Source organism: Nocardia sp. NPDC041819, assembly GCF_055590505.1.
The window spans coordinates 302,513-322,827 of the sequence record NZ_JBVJAP010000003.1; the positions used below are offsets into that span (position 1 = coordinate 302,513).

General features: G+C 66.0%; 21 protein-coding genes and 4 tRNA genes. 5 read left to right on the forward strand and 20 right to left on the reverse strand.

Annotated features, from left to right (window positions below; translation table 11 throughout):
- The first annotated feature begins 67 nt into the window (after positions 1-67).
- Positions 68-2,536 (forward strand): glycerol-3-phosphate 1-O-acyltransferase, encoded by a 2,469-nt coding sequence (locus ACZ6DL_RS13040; protein WP_466050849.1) that lies wholly within the window; start codon positions 68-70, stop codon positions 2,534-2,536.
- Between the two features lie 39 nt (positions 2,537-2,575).
- Positions 2,576-3,988: an HAD-IB family hydrolase gene (locus ACZ6DL_RS13045; RefSeq protein ID WP_466050851.1), complete on the forward strand. Its 1,413-nt coding sequence runs from the start codon at positions 2,576-2,578 to the stop codon at positions 3,986-3,988.
- 229 nt (positions 3,989-4,217) lie between these two features.
- Here ACZ6DL_RS13045 and ACZ6DL_RS13050 read toward each other — a convergent pair whose 3' ends face one another.
- The 14 genes from ACZ6DL_RS13050 to ACZ6DL_RS13115 form a co-directional block, all read right to left on the reverse strand.
- Entirely contained in the window at positions 4,218-4,937 is a 720-nt protein-coding gene (locus ACZ6DL_RS13050; RefSeq protein WP_357038667.1) for a polyprenol monophosphomannose synthase, read from the reverse strand.
- A 213-nt stretch (positions 4,938-5,150) separates the two neighbouring features.
- A complete protein-coding gene (locus ACZ6DL_RS13055; RefSeq protein ID WP_040864775.1) occupies positions 5,151-5,333 on the reverse strand; it encodes a hypothetical protein in 183 nt (60 codons plus the stop codon).
- A gap of 74 nt (positions 5,334-5,407) precedes the next feature.
- A complete protein-coding gene (locus tag ACZ6DL_RS13060; RefSeq protein ID WP_466050853.1) occupies positions 5,408-6,088 on the reverse strand; it encodes a GAP family protein in 681 nt (226 codons plus the stop codon).
- Positions 6,089-6,946: 858 nt separating this feature from the next.
- Positions 6,947-8,044 (reverse strand): site-specific integrase, encoded by a 1,098-nt coding sequence (locus ACZ6DL_RS13065; RefSeq protein ID WP_466050855.1) that lies wholly within the window; start codon positions 8,042-8,044, stop codon positions 6,947-6,949.
- A 23-nt stretch (positions 8,045-8,067) separates the two neighbouring features.
- Entirely contained in the window at positions 8,068-8,286 is a 219-nt protein-coding gene (locus ACZ6DL_RS13070; RefSeq protein ID WP_355081410.1) for an excisionase, read from the reverse strand.
- A gap of 10 nt (positions 8,287-8,296) precedes the next feature.
- Positions 8,297-9,994, reverse strand: coding sequence for a replication initiator (locus tag ACZ6DL_RS13075; protein ID WP_466050858.1), 1,698 nt, complete (start codon positions 9,992-9,994; stop codon positions 8,297-8,299).
- Complete coding sequence (locus ACZ6DL_RS13080; RefSeq protein WP_466050860.1) at positions 9,995-10,621, reverse strand: hypothetical protein; 627 nt, start codon at positions 10,619-10,621, stop codon at positions 9,995-9,997.
- A complete protein-coding gene (locus ACZ6DL_RS13085) occupies positions 10,618-10,803 on the reverse strand; it encodes a hypothetical protein (RefSeq protein ID WP_466050862.1) in 186 nt (61 codons plus the stop codon). The genes ACZ6DL_RS13080 and ACZ6DL_RS13085 overlap by 4 nt, the downstream gene beginning before the upstream one ends.
- Complete coding sequence (locus ACZ6DL_RS13090; protein ID WP_466050864.1) at positions 10,800-11,015, reverse strand: hypothetical protein; 216 nt, start codon at positions 11,013-11,015, stop codon at positions 10,800-10,802. Before ACZ6DL_RS13090 ends, ACZ6DL_RS13085 begins: the two co-directional genes overlap by 4 nt.
- A 3-nt stretch (positions 11,016-11,018) precedes the next feature.
- Positions 11,019-11,276 (reverse strand): hypothetical protein, encoded by a 258-nt coding sequence (locus tag ACZ6DL_RS13095; protein ID WP_466050866.1) that lies wholly within the window; start codon positions 11,274-11,276, stop codon positions 11,019-11,021.
- A gap of 11 nt (positions 11,277-11,287) precedes the next feature.
- Positions 11,288-12,610, reverse strand: a complete 1,323-nt coding sequence (locus ACZ6DL_RS13100) for an FtsK/SpoIIIE domain-containing protein (RefSeq protein ID WP_466050868.1) — start codon at positions 12,608-12,610, stop codon at positions 11,288-11,290.
- 306 nt (positions 12,611-12,916) lie between these two features.
- A complete protein-coding gene (locus ACZ6DL_RS13105) occupies positions 12,917-13,564 on the reverse strand; it encodes a DUF2637 domain-containing protein (protein WP_466050870.1) in 648 nt (215 codons plus the stop codon).
- The gene (locus tag ACZ6DL_RS13110; protein WP_466050872.1) at positions 13,564-13,803 is read right to left on the reverse strand and encodes a hypothetical protein; all 240 of its coding nucleotides are present in this window, start codon (positions 13,801-13,803) and stop codon (positions 13,564-13,566) included. Before ACZ6DL_RS13110 ends, ACZ6DL_RS13105 begins: the two co-directional genes overlap by 1 nt.
- A gap of 2 nt (positions 13,804-13,805) precedes the next feature.
- Positions 13,806-14,264: a hypothetical protein gene (locus ACZ6DL_RS13115; RefSeq protein ID WP_466050874.1), complete on the reverse strand. Its 459-nt coding sequence runs from the start codon at positions 14,262-14,264 to the stop codon at positions 13,806-13,808.
- Between the two features lie 212 nt (positions 14,265-14,476).
- Here ACZ6DL_RS13115 and ACZ6DL_RS13120 point away from each other — a divergent pair, with 212 nt between their 5' ends.
- A complete protein-coding gene (locus ACZ6DL_RS13120) occupies positions 14,477-15,157 on the forward strand; it encodes a GntR family transcriptional regulator (RefSeq protein ID WP_466050876.1) in 681 nt (226 codons plus the stop codon).
- A gap of 58 nt (positions 15,158-15,215) precedes the next feature.
- Here ACZ6DL_RS13120 and ACZ6DL_RS13125 read toward each other — a convergent pair whose 3' ends face one another.
- A complete protein-coding gene (locus ACZ6DL_RS13125; protein ID WP_466050878.1) occupies positions 15,216-16,049 on the reverse strand; it encodes a hypothetical protein in 834 nt (277 codons plus the stop codon).
- 540 nt (positions 16,050-16,589) lie between these two features.
- On the opposite strand from ACZ6DL_RS13125, the gene ACZ6DL_RS13130 reads away from it, so the two are divergent.
- Positions 16,590-16,754: a hypothetical protein gene (locus ACZ6DL_RS13130; RefSeq protein ID WP_466050880.1), complete on the forward strand. Its 165-nt coding sequence runs from the start codon at positions 16,590-16,592 to the stop codon at positions 16,752-16,754.
- Between the two features lie 40 nt (positions 16,755-16,794).
- On the opposite strand, the gene ACZ6DL_RS13135 is transcribed toward ACZ6DL_RS13130, so the two are convergent.
- The 5 genes from ACZ6DL_RS13135 to ACZ6DL_RS13155 all read right to left on the reverse strand — a co-directional run bounded on the left by ACZ6DL_RS13135 (position 16,795) and on the right by ACZ6DL_RS13155 (position 19,237).
- Positions 16,795-17,235 carry a hypothetical protein gene (locus ACZ6DL_RS13135; RefSeq protein ID WP_466050882.1) on the reverse strand — a complete coding sequence of 147 codons (441 nt, stop codon included), beginning with the start codon at positions 17,233-17,235 and terminating at the stop codon, positions 16,795-16,797.
- 932 nt (positions 17,236-18,167) lie between these two features.
- Positions 18,168-18,244 (reverse strand) — tRNA-Phe (locus tag ACZ6DL_RS13140).
- 58 nt (positions 18,245-18,302) lie between these two features.
- Positions 18,303-18,376: transfer RNA gene (locus ACZ6DL_RS13145), tRNA-Asp, on the reverse strand.
- A 29-nt stretch (positions 18,377-18,405) separates the two neighbouring features.
- Positions 18,406-18,478, reverse strand: a tRNA-Glu gene (locus tag ACZ6DL_RS13150).
- A gap of 93 nt (positions 18,479-18,571) precedes the next feature.
- Positions 18,572-19,237: a TetR/AcrR family transcriptional regulator gene (locus ACZ6DL_RS13155; protein ID WP_040864773.1), complete on the reverse strand. Its 666-nt coding sequence runs from the start codon at positions 19,235-19,237 to the stop codon at positions 18,572-18,574.
- A gap of 853 nt (positions 19,238-20,090) precedes the next feature.
- Here ACZ6DL_RS13155 and ACZ6DL_RS13160 point away from each other — a divergent pair.
- Positions 20,091-20,163 (forward strand) — tRNA-Lys (locus tag ACZ6DL_RS13160).
- The last annotated feature ends 152 nt before the right edge of the window (positions 20,164-20,315 follow it).

Genomic DNA, 20,315 nt, shown 5'->3' on the forward strand with positions numbered 1-20,315 from the left:
GCCTGCGGGGAATACATCCGCCGGGATTGAATAGTGGAGAGCGTCACCTGCGGAGGGAAGAACATCGATGATCGATCACCGCGGCGATTCACCCGCGACAACCCGGCCCGAGACCGCACCGCGATCGGTGGTGGCCCTGATCGACGCCGCCTCGGGGGTGGAACGCGAACTCGTCGGCAAGTGGCTCGCCGACGGCGGGATCAGCGCGGAGTTGGGCACCGACGCACCGGTCACGCAGCTGGACCTGGACGCGGCCGCCATCGCCGCCCGGCTGGTCGGCAGGCGCGACGATCCGCTGGTGGTGCCGATACGCGTGCTGTGGCTGCCCCCGGAACGCGACGGCGTACGCCGCGTCACCTTCGCCGATCTCGCCCTGCTGACCAACCCGCGCAAACCCAATCGGCTGGCGCAGCGCAGGCTGCTGGCCAAGTCGCCGGACCGGCACGTCGTCCTGACCGGCGCGCCCGCCCGGCTCAGCGAGCTGCGCGCGAACAACCCGGAGGCTTCGACGCTGTTCGACAAGGGCACCGCCGAGCCGTTCGCCCGCGCCGTCGTGCGCGCGGCGGTGGTGGCGCTCGAACGCGCCGAACGAACCATCATCGGCGACAGGTACAAGGTGCCCAAGCTGGTCGCGGAGGAGATTCTCGACTCCCCCGATTTCCTGCGCAGGCTGGAGCTGATCGCCGACCAGATCGGGGCGAGCCCGCACGAGGTGTACCGCCGCGCGGAGAAGGGGCTCAACGAACTGGTCGCCGCCCAGAGCAGGCTGGTCTCCGACCTGTTCACCCAGGCCATGCGGCCGGTGCACGCCTCGACCTGGAAGGTGGACCCCGACGAGTCCGGCCTGACCGGGTTGCGCGATCTCAACCGCCGCTATCCGCTGGTGTTCCTGCCCTCGCACCGCTCGTACGTCGACGCGTTCGTGCTGGGAGACGTACTGGCCCGCAACGACTTCCCGCCGAACCACGTGATCGGCGGTGCGAATCTGGGCTTCTGGCCGATGGGCCCGATCGCCCGGCGCACCGGGACGGTGTTCATCCGGCGCAGTTTCGGCGACGACGAGGTCTACAAGGCCGTCGTAGAGGAGTACTTCGCCTACCTGCTGGCCAAGCGCTTCAACCTGGAATGGTACTTCGAAGGCGGCCGCACCCGCACCGGCAAGCTGCGGCCACCGCGCTACGGCCTGCTGAACTACCTTGCCGCGGCGGTGCGTTCGAACCGCATCGACGACGTCATGCTGGTGCCCGTCTCGATCACCTACGAGCGGCTCAACGAACTCGGCGCCATCGCCACCGAGCAGGAAGGCGGCAAGAAGAAACCCGAGGGGCTGACCTGGCTGGCGCGCTACATCCGCAGTCAACAACACTCCGCCGGGCACGTCTACGTCCGCTTCGGCGAGCCGCTGTCGGCTCGCGATCGGCTTTCCGCGTACGGCGATCCGCTCACGACCCCGCCGCTGACCATCCCGCTGCACCACACCGAGCCGATTCCGCCGCCACGCCCCGAAGCGGGCGTCGTCGACAGCGATCCGCCGGAAGTCGCCGAGCTGGAACGGAAGGCCGTGCAACGGCTGGCTTTCGAAGTCGCGGTCGGCATCAACGCGGTCACGCCGATCACGGTCAACGCGCTGGTCACCCTGGCGCTGCTGGGAGTGGACGGGCGCGCCCTCACCCTCGGCGAGGTGCGCACGGTGCTCAACCCGGTGCTCGGCTACATCGACAAGCGCGAACTGCCGCGCGGCGAACTCGACGCGCTGCGCGACGAACAGGGCCTGGCCGTGGTGCTGGAACAGCTTTCGATGGCCAAGGTGGTGACGGTGTATCGCGGCGGGATCGAGCCGGTGTACTCGATCGAGCCGGGTGCGCATCTCGAAGCCGCCTTCTACCGCAACAGCGCCGTGCACTGGTTCGTCAACCGCGCCATCCTCGAGCTGTCCATCCTGACCGCGGTCGACAACGACGAGGCCGACGCCCTCGACACCGGCTGGGACGAGGCGTTCCGCCTGCGCGATCTGCTGAAATTCGAGTTCTTCTTCCCCGACCGCGGCGAGTTCGCCGATCAAATGGTCGCGGAGATGCTCCTGGTGGATCCGGACTGGTTCAGCCACACCCGGCGCGACACCTTCGGCTCGGACATCCTGGCGAAGCTCACCGCATCCGGCTTCACCATGGCCCACCGCGTGCTGCGCTCCTTCGTCGACGCGCAGCTGGTGGTGGCCGAACGGCTCGCCGCCCGGGACGCGTGCGACGAGATCGACCGCAAGGAGTTCATCACCGAATGCGTGGCGGTCGGCAAGCAGATGAAGCTGCAGCAACGACTGCACAGCCCGGAGTCGGTCTCCACCGAATTGTTCACCAGCGCCCTGAAGCTCGCCGACAACTACGGCCTGCTGGAGGCGGCGGCCCACGACGACCCGGAACAGAGCCGCGCGGAATTGCTTCGGCGCAGAAACGAATTCGCCGAACGTCTGCGCGATATCGGGATCCGCATCGCGCAGGCCGCCGCGCTCGACCCGTCCAACCGGGAGGCGCGGTGAGCGATCGACGCCAAAGTACGGTGGTATCCGGGAGGTTCGATGACCGACGCGCGCGCTGATCTCGACACCGCGCTCGCCGCCATACGTTCCGGACCGCAGGGCCGCGCGATCGCCGCGGTCTTCGATTTCGGTGGCACTGTCATCGACGGTCCCGGACCGCGGCACCGGCTGCGCCGCAAGCCCGCCGACGTGCTGCTCGGCGGCATCCGCAAGCACATGACCGACGGCGAACACAGCCGGTTCCTCCGGGAGCTGTCCGAGGCGCTGGCCGGGCGTTCCGAAGAGGAACTCGACGAACTGGGCAGGCGTCTGTTCCAGCACACCGTCTACGAGTACCTCTACCCCGAGGCATGGCAGCTGATCCGGACGCACCGAGCGGCCGGGCACACCATCGTCCTGGTCAGCTCGCTGACCCGGTTCCAAGTCGCCCCCGCCGCAGCGCAACTGGGCATCGAGCACGTGCTCTACACGCCCATGGCCACCGATGACGGCGTGCTCACCGGGCATCCCGATGGAAAGGCGCTGTGGGGCAACCGCAAGGCCGAGGCGGTCGCCGAGTTCGCCGCCACGCACGAGGTGGATCTGAGCCGCAGCTACGCCTATGCCGGCGCGATCGCCGACCTGCCCATGCTGTCGCTGGTGGGGCGTCCCGTGGCGGTGAACCCCGACGACGCCCTGAACGCCGTCGCCGACCGGCAGCGCTGGAGCGGGCTGGTCTTCCGGCCGCGTCCCAGGCCGCGTGCGAGCGACTACGCGCGTACCGCCGCGGGGTTCGCCGGGCTGCTCGGCGGCGCGCTGTTCGGCGTCGCGGCGAAAGCGCCCACAAAGGACCGGCAGCAGATGGCCGACGCGTTGATGGCGCACGCGGCGCGCAACACGCTGCGCATCGCGGGAGTGCGGGTGCGGGTCACCGGCGCCGAGAACGCGAAATCGCCGCGGCCCGCGGTCTTCCTGTTCAACCATCAGAGTCAGTTCGACATCATCATCGTCCCCGAAGTGCTCGGCGGCGGCGTGACGGCGATCGGCAAGAAGGAGCTCACCAAGAATCCGGTCTTCGGACCGCTCATGCGCTTCGTCGGCGTGACGTTCATCGATCGCACGAACAGCGCGCAGGCCAGGGCCGCGTTGCGACCGGTGGTGGAGACTCTGCGCGGCGGCTTGTCGGTCGCGGTGGCTCCGGAAGGAACTCGTTCCTACACCCCAGAGGTCGGGCCGTTCAAGAAAGGCGCGTTCCACATCGCGATGCAGGCGGGGGTGCCGGTGATCCCGGTCGTCATCCGGAACGCGGGTGAGATCTGCCGACGCAACGCGATGGTCGCCCGCCCCGGAACGGTAGACGTGGCGATTCTCGATCCGATCGACGTCAGCGCGTGGGATCCGGGCGATCTGGACGACAAAGTGGCAGAGGTACGCCGATTGTTCGTCGACACGCTCCTGAATTGGCCCCGCTGATCAGCTGAGAGCACGCCGCGCGGCTTTTCCTGTTCGGCCGCTGTACGCCGTGGGTGGTCGGCGGCGCGACCGTGCGCCGCGCACTCGGACGTCGTCGGTACCGATCGCCCTGTCGGCGATTCACCTGGTGCTGATGACGAGTCGGAGGCGATGGGCGACCGGCTCGTCGGACGCTGACCGCAACCACGCCGGGCCCGCTCCCTCGGAAGCGGGGCCCGTCGGCATGTGCTCAGACCGCGCGGCCGAACAGCAGCTTCCACGGCATGAGCGCCGACTCGAGCTGCACTTTGAGGCTCATCTTGGACGCGCCGAGTGTCCGTTCCTCGAACCGGATCGGCACCTCGGCGATCGCGACACCCTTCTTGATGGTGCGGTAGTTCATCTCGACCTGGAAGGAGTATCCGTTGCTGCGGATCGAGCCCACGTCGATGGCGCGCAGGGTGTCGGCTTTCCACGCCTTGAAGCCCGCGGTGGCGTCCTTGACGCCCAGCCGCAGGATCAGGTTCACGTAGAAGTTGGCCCAGGCCGACAGCGCCTTGCGGTACCACTTCCATTCCGAGGCGGTCGAGCCGCCCGGGACGTAGCGGGAACCGAGCACCACGCCCGCGTCGGTGGTGGTCAGCTTCTCCAGCATGGCCGGGATCACCTCGGCGGGATGCGACAGGTCGGCGTCCATCTGGATCACCACGTCCGCGCCTTCGTCCAGCGCGCGCGTGATGCCCGCCACGTACGCACGCCCCAGCCCGTCCTTCTCGGTCCGGTGCAGCACACCCACCACGTTCGGCAGTTCGGCGGCCAGCTTGTCGGCCACCTCACCGGTGCCGTCCGGCGAGCTGTCGTCCACCACGAGTACGTGCAGGTCGGGCACCGGCAGCGCGGTCAGCCGCTCCACCGCAACCGGCAAATTCTCCCGCTCGTTGTAGGTCGGCACAACAACGGTAACCCTCAAGGGTCGCCCTCCCTGCTGATCCTGGTTTCCGCTCGCAGCCCACGCCAGGACCTCCGAGCATTCGTCGAGTTCTGGAGAACCGTACTCGATACACCTGATCGCGAACTGAGCGGCCGCACCCGGTGCCACACCGCCCGAGCCTCCGACCTGCGGCTCAAGATCAACTTCACCGTGCGGGGGAAGTCTTTCCGCGAGCCATTCCCCCGCGCCGCCTCAGTCGCCGTCCCGCCAGGCCCGGTCCCGGGCGTCTTCCCGCGTGTTGCGCGCCTGCGCGATCTCGAGCGCACGTTCCGCCGTCGCCTGGTCCGGGTACGGCCCCATCCGATCGCGGAACCAGCACTGCCGACCTTGCTCGGCTCGTTTGTGCTTCAAGCAGTAATACCAGCGCTCAGCCATACCTCCAGCATCCCACCGAACACCACGCCTCAACCGCATTTACGCCATCCGTTGCCGGACTCGGCGACCGCAATTCACCACCAGAGGCTTCGGTAATGGACGAGCGCGTCGCACAGGAGGACCGCACCGAAGATCGCGAACAGTATGCGCACCGAAATCGGGCCGTATGCGGTGATAATGCGAACAACTTTTCGATACATCCGCCGCGCTCCGGTCGTCCGCCGCAACGCGAGGCCGAGGATCACCAGCGGCGGCAGCAATGCGAGCGCGCAATACGCGACGACGATCAGTGGCCACAACGTGGGCAGCGGATGCCGCGCCGAGATCATCGCGAGTCCGGCGAGATAAGGCACCGCTGTCGGGGCCTGCGCGATACCGATCGCCACACCGAGGCCGGCGAGTATCCACGGTCGGCGGCGCAATGCCGGCGCCCGCCGCGGGGCGGCCGTTCCCGTCATTCGAATGCTCGCGAGAACGATCAACAACACCCCGGCGGCGAGTTCACCCCAGTACCGAATTGCCGGCGTGATCTCGAAGTCGATCAGATCGGTCAGAAAGCCGATCCCCAGGATGGTGCAGATCCCGAAAGCGGTGGTGACGGCGAAGACGCCCGCCAGCAAGCTCAGACCGCCCACCAGCGGCGAGCGACGGCTCAACCTGCTGTCGTAGACCACAGCCGTGGTGACGCCGATCAGCAACAGGTCGAGCGAGTCGAGGAAGGCGAACCCCGCGAGGGCGAGGAGAAGGGTCGACATGGCCGCGCCAGCCTACCCGCGGCGGCCGGGTAACCACCCGATCCCGAACCCGGATGCGGCACCGTGTGATTCACCACACCCCGCGTCCCGATCGCATACTCGGAGCCGCGCCAACCCGATGATCGAGGCCCGCCCCACCATGTCGACGGACGGATGCCGTCGAGCGAAATCAAGTCAGCGTCTCCCTCACCGAGCGGGCATCAACGCGCCCCACTGCCGACGACCGGAGACCCACCAGAACGACCCCACCGATAAGCGGGGATTCGAATCCGAACGAAATCGCCCACCTGCGGCCCACCTCGACCGCACCTATGGCCGATCGGTGGCCTGCGGCACCTACCTGAACCACATCCTCCTCCCACCGTGGACGACCAACCAGAACGAGCCGGACCGAAAGGCGGGCCCGATCGGGACGCAACTGCCCTGCTCGAACCGGTTGACGGGCGTGGACGCCTCGGCTGCCATCCGGATGGTGTCCATCAGCGGGCGTTGCCGATGCGGGCGTACTTGGTCGGGCAGGGCTCCGCTGCCATCCGGATGACGTCCATCAGCCCCAGGGGAAAGCCGAATACACAGGCGTCCTAAGCGATGAAAACCAAACCGAACGACAACCGCCGAACGCAACCACAACGAATGGGGGGCCGGGGGCGAAGCCCGCCGGGCGGGGCGTGGGGGTCGCACCCCCATAAGAAATGACGAAACGAGCCCCGTTCACGCATTCCGTGAACAGGGCTCGTCTACGAGTGGAGTGGCCAGGGCCGGGATCGAACCGGCGACCTTCCGCTTTTCAGTCAGGTGCAAAATAGCAGGTCAGAAGGGTGAAATTCTGCACCGTGCGTTCCGCGTGCGCTTCGTTGGTCAGTGCTTCACGATGATGGACCGAGGCAGCTCGACCGCGTTCCCTCGTGCAGCGAGCTTGCTCAGTTCCGCGGCGACCTCCTTGTCACGTCCGTCGATGGCATGCAGGTACCGGCTGGCGGCAGCGTTGGACGAGTGCCCGAGACGCTTTTTCAGGTCCGCCAGGTTGGCACCAGTCAGCGCGGCGAGGCTCTGCCCGGTGTGCCTCAGGTCATGGAACGTCACGGTGACGCCAACTCGGTTCCGGGCGCGGACGAACGCCTGGTAGATCGCGTTACCGCGCATCCGCTCACCGTCCCGGCCGACGAACATCCAGGTTTTGCCTGCCCACTTGTCCAGGTGCTCACGGATGTAGGGACGCAGGTGCGGAGGGATCGATACCGGCCGCTTACCGGCGTCGGTCTTCGGGTCCTTATCGAACGCTTCGGCCGACTCCAGCAGCTCTACCCGGTTGCGCCGGACCCAGACCTCATTCGCCTCCAGGTCTACGTCCTCCACCGCCAGGCCGATGATCTCGCCGCGGCGCAGACCACACCATGCCGCCAACAGCACCGCAGCCCGGTAGCGCGGAGTGATGCTCTCCACCAGCGCAGCGACCTCCACGACAGTTGCCACGCTGCGTTCCTTCGCCCGGTCCGAGCCAGCGCCCTTGATCGTGCACGGATTGACCGTGATCGCGCCGTCCCGCTTTGCCTGATTCATCACCGCCCGCAGGAATCGGTACGACTGCTGAATAGAGGTCTTGCCGCCCGGACCTGCGGCGGCTTTCGCGTGCCAACTACGCACAACCGGACCGGTAATTGCGATCAATGGCTTGTCGAGCAGTTCCACCATGTGCAGACGCATATTGCGCAGGCAGGTTTCTTCCCACCGCCGACCAACATCCGGATTCTCACGTAAATACGCCTTGGCGTACTCCCCGAACGGTTGCCGACCCAGCTTTTCGTCCAACCAGGCGCCACGGCTGATGTCCGCTTCAACGTTGACCAGCCAGCGGTCTGCATCAGTCTTCGTCCGGAAGGTATTCGGCGCCGTCTGCCGCCTGCCGTTCGGTCCGATGAACGAGGCTTGGAACCGGCCCGAGGGCAGCTTGCGCACAGTGCCGAAGCGTCTCCGTCCCATCAGGCAACCACCCTGCCGCCACTCCAGCGAACCTCGATCGGCTCGACCTTGCCCGCTTCGGCGTAAGCGTCCAGATCAGCGAGCTTGAACCGCACATGCGCGCCCACCTTGTAGAACACCACCCGCCGTTCGGCGACCAGCCGACGAATGAACCGCTCCCCTGTGCCCAGGTACTCAGCCGCACCCTGCACATCCACGTAGCCGGGTCTGATATCCACCCCACCCCTCCTATGCTGCTTGCGTGATTGCCGAACTTTGTTGTGTTCCTGGCGGACTGGCGGCGAGTAGCGCTCTGGTGTACTCGGCGCGCCAGGTGATGCGCTGGGAGACCGCCGCCATGATCAGGTGATCGCGCGGCGGGACGTTCTTGTCGCCCGGTTCCACGGGCGTGATGTTCAGATGCGAGCGATCGGGTTTGACGATCCCGACCGCGGCGAGGGTTTGCCGAACGAACTCCGCGCGGTCGTGCTTGTGATCCGGGAGGGTCTTGTTGGACCAGCGACGCGACACCAGCACCCGCCGACCCGGCAGCCCCAACGTGTCGCGGCGATGCGCTTTGCCCTTGCAGCGGCCCGGCTGGGTCTTGGCGGTGGCGCCCTTGGGGACGATGCCGTAGCGCAGCCACACCGCGCACCGCGGCGAGCACGGGGTGTGGGTGAGTTCGGCGTGGAGCCGGTCGTAGTGCTCGGCCGCACGCCGGGACTGGGGTTCGAGGATTTCCGCGACCGACTTGGTGAGGTACTTCGTCAGGTAGCGGACCTTCTCGTCGGCCTGCGGTGTGCCGCCGAGGATGCCCTTGGAATCGACCTGCACCCCGAAGCGGATCACATGCGCCGGTTGCAGATCATCGGTGGAATCGATGATGTCCAGCGCGTCGTCCCAGCCGGTCAACGGCCGCCCGGTGGCGGGGTCGGTGAAAGTGCCGGCCGCGTGATCCCACAACGGCATGGTGTCCCCGGAGTACACCTCGTTCTCAGCGTCGAACCGAGGCCACCACACCTGGTGATAGGTCGCCGCGGTCACCGCCCGGAACACCGCGTGCGGGATCGAACCCCGAATCGCCAGATGCAGGTGCGGGGCGCCCCGACGCTGAGGCTCCACCGTCGCGAAGTACTGCACATCCCAGCCGACCGCGCGACGCAGGTTCTGAATCCACCGATCCACCAGCGCCGCGAAATGCACGATGTCCCGCGCCGCGCGGGTGTAGTCGTAGGAATCCGGGTCACGCGGGGAACCGTCCCCGCAGACCTCGCCCTTGGAGTTGACCGCGCCGTCTTTGTGCACCAACCCGTAGGACGGCAGGGTCAGCGTCACGAACGTCGAGGGCCGGTATTTGCCCGCGTACTCGCGCCCGATGGTGGTCTTGGCGACCTTGTTGCGGGGCAGGTCCGGTACGTCTTGGCGTCGCCGGGTGGAACGCTGGCGGCGATCCTTGCGAGTGGCGTCCAGGTCCGGCAACCGGCCGCGGAAACCTGATTCGCGGAGTTGTTTGTCGATACCGGCCACGTCTTCGGCGGCGTCGTCCATCCGCTGCCGGTCGTCTTCTTCCTTCGCGGCCTGGTAGGCGGCGAACAGATCCGAACGTGTAGCGATCAGGTCTTTCTGCTGCTGGGTGGGTGCGCGCTTGTCGATCTCGGGTTCGGCGGTCATGTGCCAGCCCTCATGGCATTGCGTCATCCGCAGATACCGGGCCTTGGCCGCACACGCCGGGCAGACGGATTCGATGGTGGACTTGCACGGGGCGCCGACGTAATCCACCCGCAGCGTTCTCGGGTCTTCAGCGCGCATCGGCACCGGGCGACGGCAGACGTGCTGCTCATCAGCCAGAGCGTGGGCGACATCCCGGAAATCCGGCAGGCTACGACGCTCGGCCGCGGTCTGCCGGATCGGGACCACCGAGTTAGTGTCAGTGGTGTCAGGTTCCATCTATGCCGCCTTCGGCCTGATCCAGTGATCCACCCGCGGCAGGATCACCGTTTCCGCGAGCGCATCCGAGCGCCGGAACGCCAACTCGACGGTGCCGGGACCAGTGATGGTGGCCCGGCAGTCCAAGGCGCCGAAGGCGTGCGCCAACTGCAAGACTCGGTTTTCGAAGTCCGCCGGGCAGTGGCCATCGAGCATCCGCACCCGCACCCGGTCCGTCGCCGGGCCGATCTGGACCCCGAGCAGGCGCGGGATGAACGTGCGGTCACCGCGGTCGATGCTCAAGTGACAGGCCCGCATCAGCTTGGCCCACCGGCGCCGGTAGCGGTGCCACGTCAAGAACCGGGCACGTGCCCGTGCGGTGACCCAGCGGTCGAACATCTCCGGCCGGGCACGCTGCCACAGCACGAGTCCGGCGACGGACACCCCAGCAGCCGCCAGACCCACCGGCCACTCCAACCACACCCACGCCGCGACAACGAGGGCGAGGGGAATGGAGATCACCGGGAACAGCACCAGCCACCACAGGCCGACCAGCGCTGCCCACAGCAGGTTCAGCAGCGCCAGCGCGAACCGGTCGGACGCGTCCAGGCAGGTGTCCTTGCGGATGTGCACGGTTTTGGTGGTCATCTGTCGGACTCCGAGGTAGTAGAGGGATCGAACAGGGTCAGTTGGTCGCGGCACTCCCACTGCGGCAGCTCCCGGGCCTTGCTAGTGGTGCGGCGCCGCTTGGACTTCGCCACCTGTTCGGCCGCGGCCGTGATGATCGGGTTCGGCACCCGTCCAACAGTGGTGGGCTCGGTGCCGGTCATGCCGCCCACCCGCCGTCATCGTCGGAGTCCGGCCCCCACGACTCCCACGAGGGCATCTCGCCCGTCGTGGCGCACAGGTGAACGGCGACCTCGACCGGGTCCGCGCCGCGCCGTTCCAGCAGTCCACGACGACGAGCCGCCAGGTCGATCACGTTGTCCCGGTACGGGGCATCAGCGGCAACGGTCATGCGGGTGTTGTTGGTGCGCTTCATGATTCAGTCCTTCGAGTAGAGGTCGTCGATCTCGACGTCAGCGCGTTCGATGGCGCGGCAGGCGTCGCACAGGACGCGGTCGCCGTCGTAGAACCAGCCCCACGGCCCGGAGCGGGCGTTGATGTGGTCCACAGCTCGGGCGATGGAGTCGAAGACAACGCAGATGCCGTCGGCGTCGATGTAGAGCTTCGCGACGGGAGAGTTCTCGGCGTAGCACTCGCCGCAGACATCGCAGTAGACGGCCACATGGGTTTCGGTCACGAATCCTCTTTTCATGCCGCCACCGGCCCGTTCTCCCCGTCACCGAGGTCATCGGGATCGAAGCCGGAGTAGTCCTCAACAGGAGCGTCGAGTTCGGGAGCCGGGGAGTAGGCGTCCACGATGGCGTCGATGTCGTCATCGGAGACGAAGTACGCCCGCACCCGCACGAACTCGCTGCTGCCGTCCTCACCGACGTAGCCGACACCCGGCGTCTGATCGGAGATCTCGTCGCAGCGTGCGCCACGATCCCGCGCACCCTGCCCGTGCACCATCGCGTTTTGAGTCGGTTCGTCCAGCCGCAGGCCGATGCGGACGGGGAACAGTTGCCGGTTGGGCATCGTTTCCTTGGAGGGGTCCTGCAACGCCGCGATCACCGACACCGCCGCCGCACGACCTTGCGAGAGCAGCAGGCCGGTCAGGCGCCGAAACTCTTGCTGTTCCTCCCGAGTGGCGTACGACGACAGGGAGGCGGCTTCGTCGATGATGATCAGGATCAGCGGCTCATCGGTGCTGGGGACGATCTTGCGCAGACCGGCCACCCGCATCCTGGCGAGGCGTTCGCGCATCAGCTCGACGGCTTCGTTGAGCATGGCGAGGATGGTGGTGTTGTCGGTGGCGAACCGGACGAACAATCGGTTCTCGCCCTTGCCGAACTCCGCGCCGCCCTTCGGATCAGCCAGATACAGGTCGACCAATCCGGCTTTGATCGCGGGGCCGAGTGCGGCGATGATCGACCACAGCACCGAGCCCTTACCCGACCCGGTCGCCCCGGCCAGCAGAATGTGGCCGTAGAGCACCCGCACCCGCCAGGTGTCGAAGTCCTCGGTCACGCCGACCGGGACCGCTTCCAGGTCCACCCCCGCCGCGGTGACCGAGCCCGGCAGGGTGGCTGTGTCGGCGAGGGTGTCGAACACTCGCAGTTCGAGACGGACCACACCCGGATGGGGGAACACCGCCCGCACCTCCGGCACACCGAGGACCTGGCACAGCGCGTCGCGGGTTTCGTCCTTGGACCAGTCGTGGCGGGTCTGCCCCGACAACATCAACAGGTCCACTTGAAGCCCGTAGTCGGTGTACACCCAGTCCTCCAGCACCGGGAAACCGGTCTCGACCGACCCCAGTTTCAGCGCCAGGAACATGCGCGGACGCTGCTCGGGATCAGCGATCACCAACACCGCCGTCCGCAGCTGGACCGGAGCCGCCGCGACAATCTCACGGACAGCACCGGTGGGTTGCGTCTCCGAGCCGCGTGCCGCGATCGACCGCAGCCACCACCACGCAGACGCGCCGGTGCACATACCGCCCGCGAGCATCACCGTTCCCGCGATACTCATCGGAACCCCCCGCCTTCCCGGCCGCGCTCCAACTCGCAGAACAACCGGCACCCCTCCGGCACCGGAGACGCCGGAACCATCTCGAACTCAGACCGACCCGGCCCAGAGTCCTCGCAGAACATCACGCACCCCCGCGGAGCCGCAGCCGTGCTCGCGGGCGTGGTCGCCACCACCGAGGAAGACGCAGCCGCCGGGACAACCGAGGCCGGAGCATCCAAAGGCCGGTCCACCAGCACCCCGACCCCGGCCAACACGGTGACCAGCGCCGAAACACCCGTCGCCACAGCAGGAACAAAAGCAGTCATCTCAACCCCCAACAGGGACAGCGATCGGCAGCATGGTTTGCTGCGGTCGCGAAGAACGAACAGGAATGTGGACCGGCGCGTCAGGCACCGGGCGAAGCTCAGCCACCCGCACCGGCTCAGGCACCGGCTCAGGCTTGGGCTCAGGGACGGACACCGGTTGCGGCTCAGGCTCAGCTGTCGCCCGCTCTGCGGCAGGCTCGACCACCGGCACCGGCTCGGAAGCCGAGACGCGTTGCACCCTGCGGAACAACAGAGCCAGCCCGTGAGTGTCGGCCAGCAGGGAAATCGGTGCTACCGCCGCGACGAGGGCCGCAGCCCACCCCGGTAGCGGGTGACCGGAGGCGACCGCGTGAATGCTGTTGCCCGCCACTGATACCGCCGCACCGACACCGAGCACCCAGGCGAAGAACCGGCGGTCGGATTTCTCGTCCGAGGCCAGTACGCCAGCGGTGGCCAGCAGGATCGTGCCGTCCACGATCAACGGGAACAACCAAGCATCATCAGCCGGAATCCGTGCCAGCACCCCCAGGTCGCGAAGCGTGGTAAACGACAGCCGGAACGCCGCCGCCGCCACCGCGATGCTGATGACCGCGGCGGACCAGCGAGCCCAGCGCTTCCACCCCGACTGCTGCTGATCCGCCGCACTCATCACGCCGCCTTATCCGCCGACGCGGACACCACGGCATCATGCTCGGCCAGAACACCCGGCAGGGCTTCGGCCAGCGTGCGCGCGTCCTCGATGCTCAGGCTCAAATACGCATGCGCATCGACCAATTCGATGAACACCGTCGCCGGGATCACACCGCCGCCGTATGTCGATTCGCGCTCGGGGCGGTACTCGGCGGTGATCCCGTCATAACCGGAAACGCTCGTGTGGAAGAACGACATGATCACGCCGCCTTACCGGTCGGACGAGCCGCACCCGGATCGGCCGGAGCCTGCTTCGCACCCGAGGTATCGCCCTTGATCCCCGTCGCACGGATCATGAAGCCGATCGACTTGAACTGGCCGTTACCGACCACGCGAGGCTTGAGCAGCAGCCCCTCCAGCTCGATCGGACGCAGGCCCTCCATAACCTCCGGCTCCGAAGGAACCGGCATCTGATCAGCAACAAACGTGATGTCGAAACCGGCCTGGTTCGCCTTGCCGCCCGCCCGGTCCATGATCGTCGCCTTCCACAGCCGCTTACCCGAGCCATTGCCCTCCCGGTCGTAGTCGACCGCCTGACGCTTCGGCGCGTTGCGGTCCTCGCTGAACTCGGTCTGCGCCTCGATGTCGCCGAGCAGCAGCACGCCCTTCGGGAACACGGAACGGAAGTCGGTCGGGATCCACATGTCCTTCAATGCCATCTCTGAATCTCCTTGCTTATGACATCTGACCAGCACACTTACTGTGCATACACAACAGCGTATACGCAACTGCGTATGCGCACAAGACCGGTGCGTATACGCAGTTGCAAGAGGGGTTAACGCACAAGGCTGCAAAGGCGCGTAACCTGGCCAGTTGTGTATACGCAGTTGCGTATGGACAGAACCGCCCGATGCGAGCGAAGGGGTAATCCATGACCGAGCCTGCGTACGTCCGGATAGCAGGAGAGATCGCGCGCGATATCCGTAGCGGCGCTCTACCGGCTCGGACGCAGTTGCCGAGCTACGCGGAGCTGGCGAAACAGCACAACGTCTCGGAGATCGTTATCCGCAGGGTCCGGGACCTACTGCTGAGCCAGGGTCTGGTCTACGCGATCGAACGCCGAGGCTTGTTTGTCGCTGCACGGCCGACGCTGGTTCGGATCTCACCCGAACGACAAATGGAGGACCCCGAAGTGACCTTCGGGAACGAAGCGGCCAGTGGAGACGACGAAGTCCGGATCGAGCGCGAGTCGACGATCGTGCAGGCTGACGCCGAACTGGCGGATATCTTCGGCATCAGCCCCGGTGACGACATCGAGCACATCACCGTAGCTGCCTCCGAGTACGGAAAACCGATCTCGATCTCCGACAGCTATCAGCTGCCCGGCACGGACGTTGCCGAAGCGGAGCAGCTCGAAGAGACATTGGCGGATCGGCCGCCGTCACCGGCCCATGCCGTCTGGCTCGAAGTCCCATCCGGCGAGCTGGTGAAGACCATACGTCAGCGGTTTCTCAAGAATGACGGTCGAGTACTGATGGTCTCCGATGTGTCCTACCCGAAGGACCGCTACGACTCGTTCGTGTTCCGCATGAACCTTGAGCCACAGCCCTGACCCACCGCCGACAAAAATGGCCCGATCCCATCGCGGACCGGGCCATTTTTGTATGAAGCTACGGCTGCCGAACCCAGCCTTGCGCTACATCAGCGAGGTTCCACCAAGACACGAACTGTTCGTCCGCGCTCTCCAACGACCAGGCCGACGACAACCGCTCGAAGAACGCGTCATCACCCGTCTTCCCGCCCTTGGGCTCGCCCATGAACACCAGATATCGGCCACCGCGCGATTCGAACAGCTCCAGAGCCTCGGACGCCATCGTGTTGCCCCAGCCCGGCGGCCAGCACAGGAACAACACCGAGTCCGCATCCAGTTCGGCGGAGAACTCGTCCAGACCACCGACCGGGAACCAAACAGCAGGCTGGCCAGGAGTATTCGGAAAGGACAGATTCGCGGAAATGTTCGGCGGCTCGGAGTCGAACGCCTTCACCGTCACACCCCGGTCCGCCAACAGTCGCGCCCAGTACCCACGACCGGCACCCAGCTCGACCACGGTGCGCCCCGCGCTGAACGTCTTCACCCAGTCCAACGTCTCAGGCGAGGGAATCGCGTAAGCGTAAGCGGCCTGGAGGATTGTCTGCACGAACCCCAGCCGCACGCTGCCGTTGGGGCTCCCGCCGTTGACCACCCTGCGCTCGCCATCGGTCCCAACGGCCGGGCCGACGATCTCCCAGTACGGATTGCCGGACCCTGTGGCACCACCGGTCATGAAGTGTACGAACCGCAGATCGAACGCCGCATCACCCTCTGGATTCCCGGTGCCCGACAGCATCGGCGCGGTATCGAGATACTCGGCGACCTTCGGATACTCCCCCGCCAACCGTGGACCATCGTCGAGCAACGCGGCCAGTTCGGTTCGACGTTCAGGCGTCAGCACGAGACCAGTCATGCCTTCGATTCTCCGGGCTCACATCACGTTTCGCGAGTGGTTGCCGAATTTCGCCATACAGGATCAAGAGCGCCCCGGCGGCGCTTCGCGCCGCCGCCGCGCTGCGACGCGCAGCGCGTACTGATGAGGCGTCGTCCGCGGCGCGTCGAGCGCGTCGGCGCCACTCGGCCGCCGGGGCGCATGGAGTTCCTGTCTGGTCACATTCTGCCTCAACCGAAGCAGTGCTGGGCACGACGAGAGCCGTACCCGACTTACCTCCCGCAGCCGAGCACGAATCGGCCGGCACTCTGCCCGGTCCACCGGCTGTGGTCCCGCCGAAGTCCCCGAATCCACGAACGCGATCACCGTATCCAGCCGCCGGTCACCAGTTCCTCACCGGCCGTGGCGGCCTGACTGATCCGAGGGCTATCACGCCACCAGCGGGCATCAAGAGCGCCTACGGCGTCACTACGTGATGGCTACCGCCACTCTTGACACCCGCCGGAGCCGTGATCGAGACGCCCTCAGCCAGACCACCCCAACCGGAGAGGAACCCGCAAGATGACCACCAAGCCCGCAACCTGCCAGCTCCGCGGATGCGACAACCCCGCCGCCGTCCCATTCACCTCCAAGTACGGCCCGCAGAATCAGGTCATCTGGCACTGCACCCCGTGCAACACCCAGTACCGCCGCAACCTCGAGATGCTCGACCGCTACCCGTACTGACCCGGAGGGGGCTTCGGCCCCCTCCTTCTCGTGTCAGACGTCAAGCAAACGTGAGCCGAAACGCCTTCTCCGCAGCACGGTGATCCACCTCACGACGCTCTTCAGCTTTCTCACCGAGAGCTTCGGACTCCTGGCGTCGCCGCTTGACAATCTCAGCGGTCACACCAGCAACAACGATGTCTGTGTACTGCGGAATTGCTCGCGCAGCAACCATCAAGCCCGCTACGAACTCGAACTCTGACCCGTGTGGAGGGATCTGGTACCGCCGCGAAACCAGAGTGCCCTGGTTGGTGGTAGCAACCAGGAGGGCACCTGGGTCGTCCATCGTCGCCCGGACAGGCTCAAGCATTCCTTGATCAACAGCCGCGTCGTACACCTTCTGCGACTCGTCGTCCGTCAGATAGACAAAGAGTCGGTACTCTGTGTCGGCATCCCGATCAAAGACCCAGTTCAGCAACGCTCCCTCGGGAAGCTTCGCCATGGTCGACTCCCCGTCGAGCAGGATGATACGGCTCGGCCTCGAGAGATCCAGTCCTTCTAGCCATGCGAAGGGTGCATGCCGCTTTCGCCAGCTAAACATGCTTCACCGCCTCACTTGATGCTATCGCTTCCAGTGTTACACGTTCTGGTCTAGCCCACCAGGATTCGTGTTCGTCAACACTGTCCCCCCGGATGGGGGCCGAGATTCTGCCATGAGCTGGGTTGCGCTTGGTTGGATGGCTGTACACCAAGTACTCATGTGACTGCAACGCGCCAACGTAGAAGCAACGAGCCGTGTCGTCACCATCGACCGGCCTTCGGAAAGCTGCTCGAACAGCCGCCTCCACCGTCGGCATCCGACCCTCGATGATGGATAGAGCAAACTCACGAGGAAACCGCGGCTGAGATGGAAACCCGCTGGAGGTCTTGCCGCACTGGGTCACGATAGTGTCCGGTGCAAACTCCTCTGCCTCCACATCTTCGGTCTCCCACCACGATTTACCCCGTTTTGCCACATGGCAAGGGTAGCGGTGCTCCAACAGTTTTCGAAGCAAATAGAGACAGCTACCTCTCGGTATGTTATTGAGCTGTCCGATCAATTGCGCGACCTTCGGCCGCGTGTCCCTGCTGTGTAGTGGCCTGCATTGTGCTCGCGCGCCCCTCCAGCGTCAAGAGCGCCTACGGCGTCACTACGTGATGGCTATCGCCACTCTTGACCCCGGAGCCTCTACGCGCGAAAGGCAGGCCGATAAGGGGCAGGCGCAGCCAGCCCGCCTCTGGGTGCAACCCACCACACATCAGGGCCATCCTCGTGCGCTCTGCGTGCATCACGGCCCGGTTGTCGGCGGTCAACGACGGTCAACGCAGACCAGCGGCACCGGAGGGGTATGTACACGAAAAATCCCCCCGACCAGGTGATATGTCGGAGGGATTTGGTGGCCAGGGCCGGGATCGAACCGGCGACCTTCCGCTTTTCAGGCGGACGCTCGTACCAACTGAGCTACCTGGCCGCAGGCACCCGAAGTGAATGCCATACGCGAAACGCCGGATATCTCCGGCGCTTACTTGCGACCCTGACGGGACTCGAACCCGCGACCTCCGCCGTGACAGGGCGGCGCGCTAACCAACTGCGCCACAGGGCCATGCTCTGCTACCAACGATCCGAAGATCGTACCCCCTACGGGATTCGAACCCGCGCTACCGCCTTGAAAGGGCGGCGTCCTAGGCCGCTAGACGAAGGGGGCTCGCCCCGGATTTCTCCGGACCGGCTTCAACGGCTGTCCGTTGGGAGCTGGGATAGCTTATGACAGACCGGACTCGATTCCCAAACCGGCTGGTCAGAGGCTCAAACCGAGCTCCTCCAAGCGGGCCTGGGTGCGCCAGCCGTCGCTGCGGAACTTCTCCAGCCATTCCGGGGTGGCCATCGCCTCCATCACGACCTCGAGCGCCTCCTCGAACCGTGCCCGCAGATCGACCTGCCCCCCGAGCAGGTCCACCATGTACCGCTGGCCGGCCAGCGCGGCGGCGAGGGTGCGGGTGAACCGGTCGGGGTCGGCGTCGGCGCGCAGCTGCCCGTGGTCGATGGCACGGACGGTGAGCACCCTGGTGGTGCGGCCCAGGATGCGGCCGCCACCGGCCTGCACGTCACGGTAGAAGTCCGGCTCGATGATCAGCCGGTACTCGGCCTGCACGATGATGTCGTGCTCGAGCCGCAGCGCGATCTCGTCGACCACCCCGTGCAGGATGTCCAGCGGGCTGAGATCCGTTCGGGCCAGCCAGCGCTCGGCGGAGGCGCGGTAGCGTTCCACCGCGGTCTCCAGCACCGCGCGTGCCAGATCTTCCTTCGAATCGAAATGGAAGTACATGGCGCCCTTGGTGGCACGCGACCCTTCCAATATGCGGTTGAGCGATGCAGCGGCATAGCCGCTCTTCCCGAACTCAACGGCGGCGGACCTGATAATCGCCGCCCGTGTCCGGCGCGCCCGCTCTTGCTGCCGTGCCATGCTCGAAACGCCTCCGAAGCCTACTCGCCGCCAATCAGCCATTCCCGAAGGAACGGACCCTCGGCGCGAATTCATGAGTTTATCAATACGTCGAACCCGGTTTTCGACCGATTTCAAACCTTCGGTACGAAAACTCGCGGAAAACCTGTAACACACCAGCTGGTATAGTTTGCCTGCCCGGGTGCGCCGCAGGGGGTGCGCATCCGGGCATTTCTTCGTCCTGAACGTGCCTCCTCCTGCGGCATCGAGTTCCGTCGAGCCGTGGCCGGCCGGACCGGCCGCGGCACCTTCGGACACGGAAACGACAATCCGAATTCCGCGGCGCCGATCGAGTCGACGATTCTTTCGGAATTCACCAAGGCGTCACCGTACCCGGAATCCCGATCCGACACGCGGCAAACCGAGGAGTCAGGTGGCCATCCGATTCCGCTTTCTGTTACGGCAAATATTCGGCAACCCAACCGCCCCCTCCGAAGGGTGCGCGAATTCGCCAGCGGCCCAGGATTGTTCACGCGAGCCGACCGACAAGCCGGACAACCGGCCGCCGCCCACGTTTCGCCCGCCAACCCGCCCCACGAGCCTCGCCCGGCCAGAGCCGTTCACCCCCTGCAAATCCAAAGACATTGCCAGCCAACACGATTGAATGATATCCAGATCCGGCTAAGATGAACAAAGCTGGGTGCCAAGTGTTTACCGCCCGCATCGCCCTGCGCGCACGCCGTGTTACCCACCGCCACGCCGCCCCGCGACACACCCGCCCCGCCACACCGACCCCACCCATCCATCCCGCCCGCCGACACGAACTCCCCCGATTGGGGCATCCGCCCCCGATCCCACTACACTGTTCCTCCGCGCCCCTATAGCTCAGTTGGTAGAGCTACGGACTTTTAATCCGCAGGTCGTAGGTTCGAGCCCTACTGGGGGCACAACGGTCGGGCGCCCGGGCACTCCGGGCGCCCGACCTGTTTCACGGGGTTCTATGCGCTGAAGCACCGGTTATACCGGCCAGGACACGCCGCGTCGAGGCTCCGCCCTCCGATGTCGCGCACAATGCTTCACGATCATCGGAGCGAACGCG

Excerpts from the sequence above, each read along its gene's own strand:
- ACZ6DL_RS13075 (WP_466050858.1), bottom strand. The coding sequence starts at position 9,994 with ATGGAACCTGACACCACTGACACTAACTCGGTGGTCCCGATCCGGCAG.
- ACZ6DL_RS13040 (WP_466050849.1), top strand. The coding sequence starts at position 68 with ATGATCGATCACCGCGGCGATTCACCCGCGACAACCCGGCCCGAGACC.
- ACZ6DL_RS13105 (WP_466050870.1), bottom strand. The coding sequence starts at position 13,564 with ATGAGTGCGGCGGATCAGCAGCAGTCGGGGTGGAAGCGCTGGGCTCGC.
- ACZ6DL_RS13130 (WP_466050880.1), top strand. The coding sequence starts at position 16,590 with ATGACCACCAAGCCCGCAACCTGCCAGCTCCGCGGATGCGACAACCCC.
- ACZ6DL_RS13125 (WP_466050878.1), bottom strand. The coding sequence starts at position 16,049 with ATGACTGGTCTCGTGCTGACGCCTGAACGTCGAACCGAACTGGCCGCG.
- ACZ6DL_RS13110 (WP_466050872.1), bottom strand. The coding sequence starts at position 13,803 with ATGTCGTTCTTCCACACGAGCGTTTCCGGTTATGACGGGATCACCGCC.
- ACZ6DL_RS13080 (WP_466050860.1), bottom strand. The coding sequence starts at position 10,621 with ATGACCACCAAAACCGTGCACATCCGCAAGGACACCTGCCTGGACGCG.
- ACZ6DL_RS13045 (WP_466050851.1), top strand. The coding sequence starts at position 2,576 with ATGACCGACGCGCGCGCTGATCTCGACACCGCGCTCGCCGCCATACGT.
- ACZ6DL_RS13155 (WP_040864773.1), bottom strand. The coding sequence starts at position 19,237 with ATGGCACGGCAGCAAGAGCGGGCGCGCCGGACACGGGCGGCGATTATC.
- ACZ6DL_RS13120 (WP_466050876.1), top strand. The coding sequence starts at position 14,477 with ATGACCGAGCCTGCGTACGTCCGGATAGCAGGAGAGATCGCGCGCGAT.
- ACZ6DL_RS13085 (WP_466050862.1), bottom strand. The coding sequence starts at position 10,803 with ATGACCGGCACCGAGCCCACCACTGTTGGACGGGTGCCGAACCCGATC.
- ACZ6DL_RS13100 (WP_466050868.1), bottom strand. The coding sequence starts at position 12,610 with ATGAGTATCGCGGGAACGGTGATGCTCGCGGGCGGTATGTGCACCGGC.
- ACZ6DL_RS13090 (WP_466050864.1), bottom strand. The coding sequence starts at position 11,015 with ATGAAGCGCACCAACAACACCCGCATGACCGTTGCCGCTGATGCCCCG.
- ACZ6DL_RS13135 (WP_466050882.1), bottom strand. The coding sequence starts at position 17,235 with ATGGCGAAGCTTCCCGAGGGAGCGTTGCTGAACTGGGTCTTTGATCGG.
- ACZ6DL_RS13055 (WP_040864775.1), bottom strand. The coding sequence starts at position 5,333 with ATGGCTGAGCGCTGGTATTACTGCTTGAAGCACAAACGAGCCGAGCAA.
- ACZ6DL_RS13115 (WP_466050874.1), bottom strand. The coding sequence starts at position 14,264 with ATGGCATTGAAGGACATGTGGATCCCGACCGACTTCCGTTCCGTGTTC.
- ACZ6DL_RS13060 (WP_466050853.1), bottom strand. The coding sequence starts at position 6,088 with ATGTCGACCCTTCTCCTCGCCCTCGCGGGGTTCGCCTTCCTCGACTCG.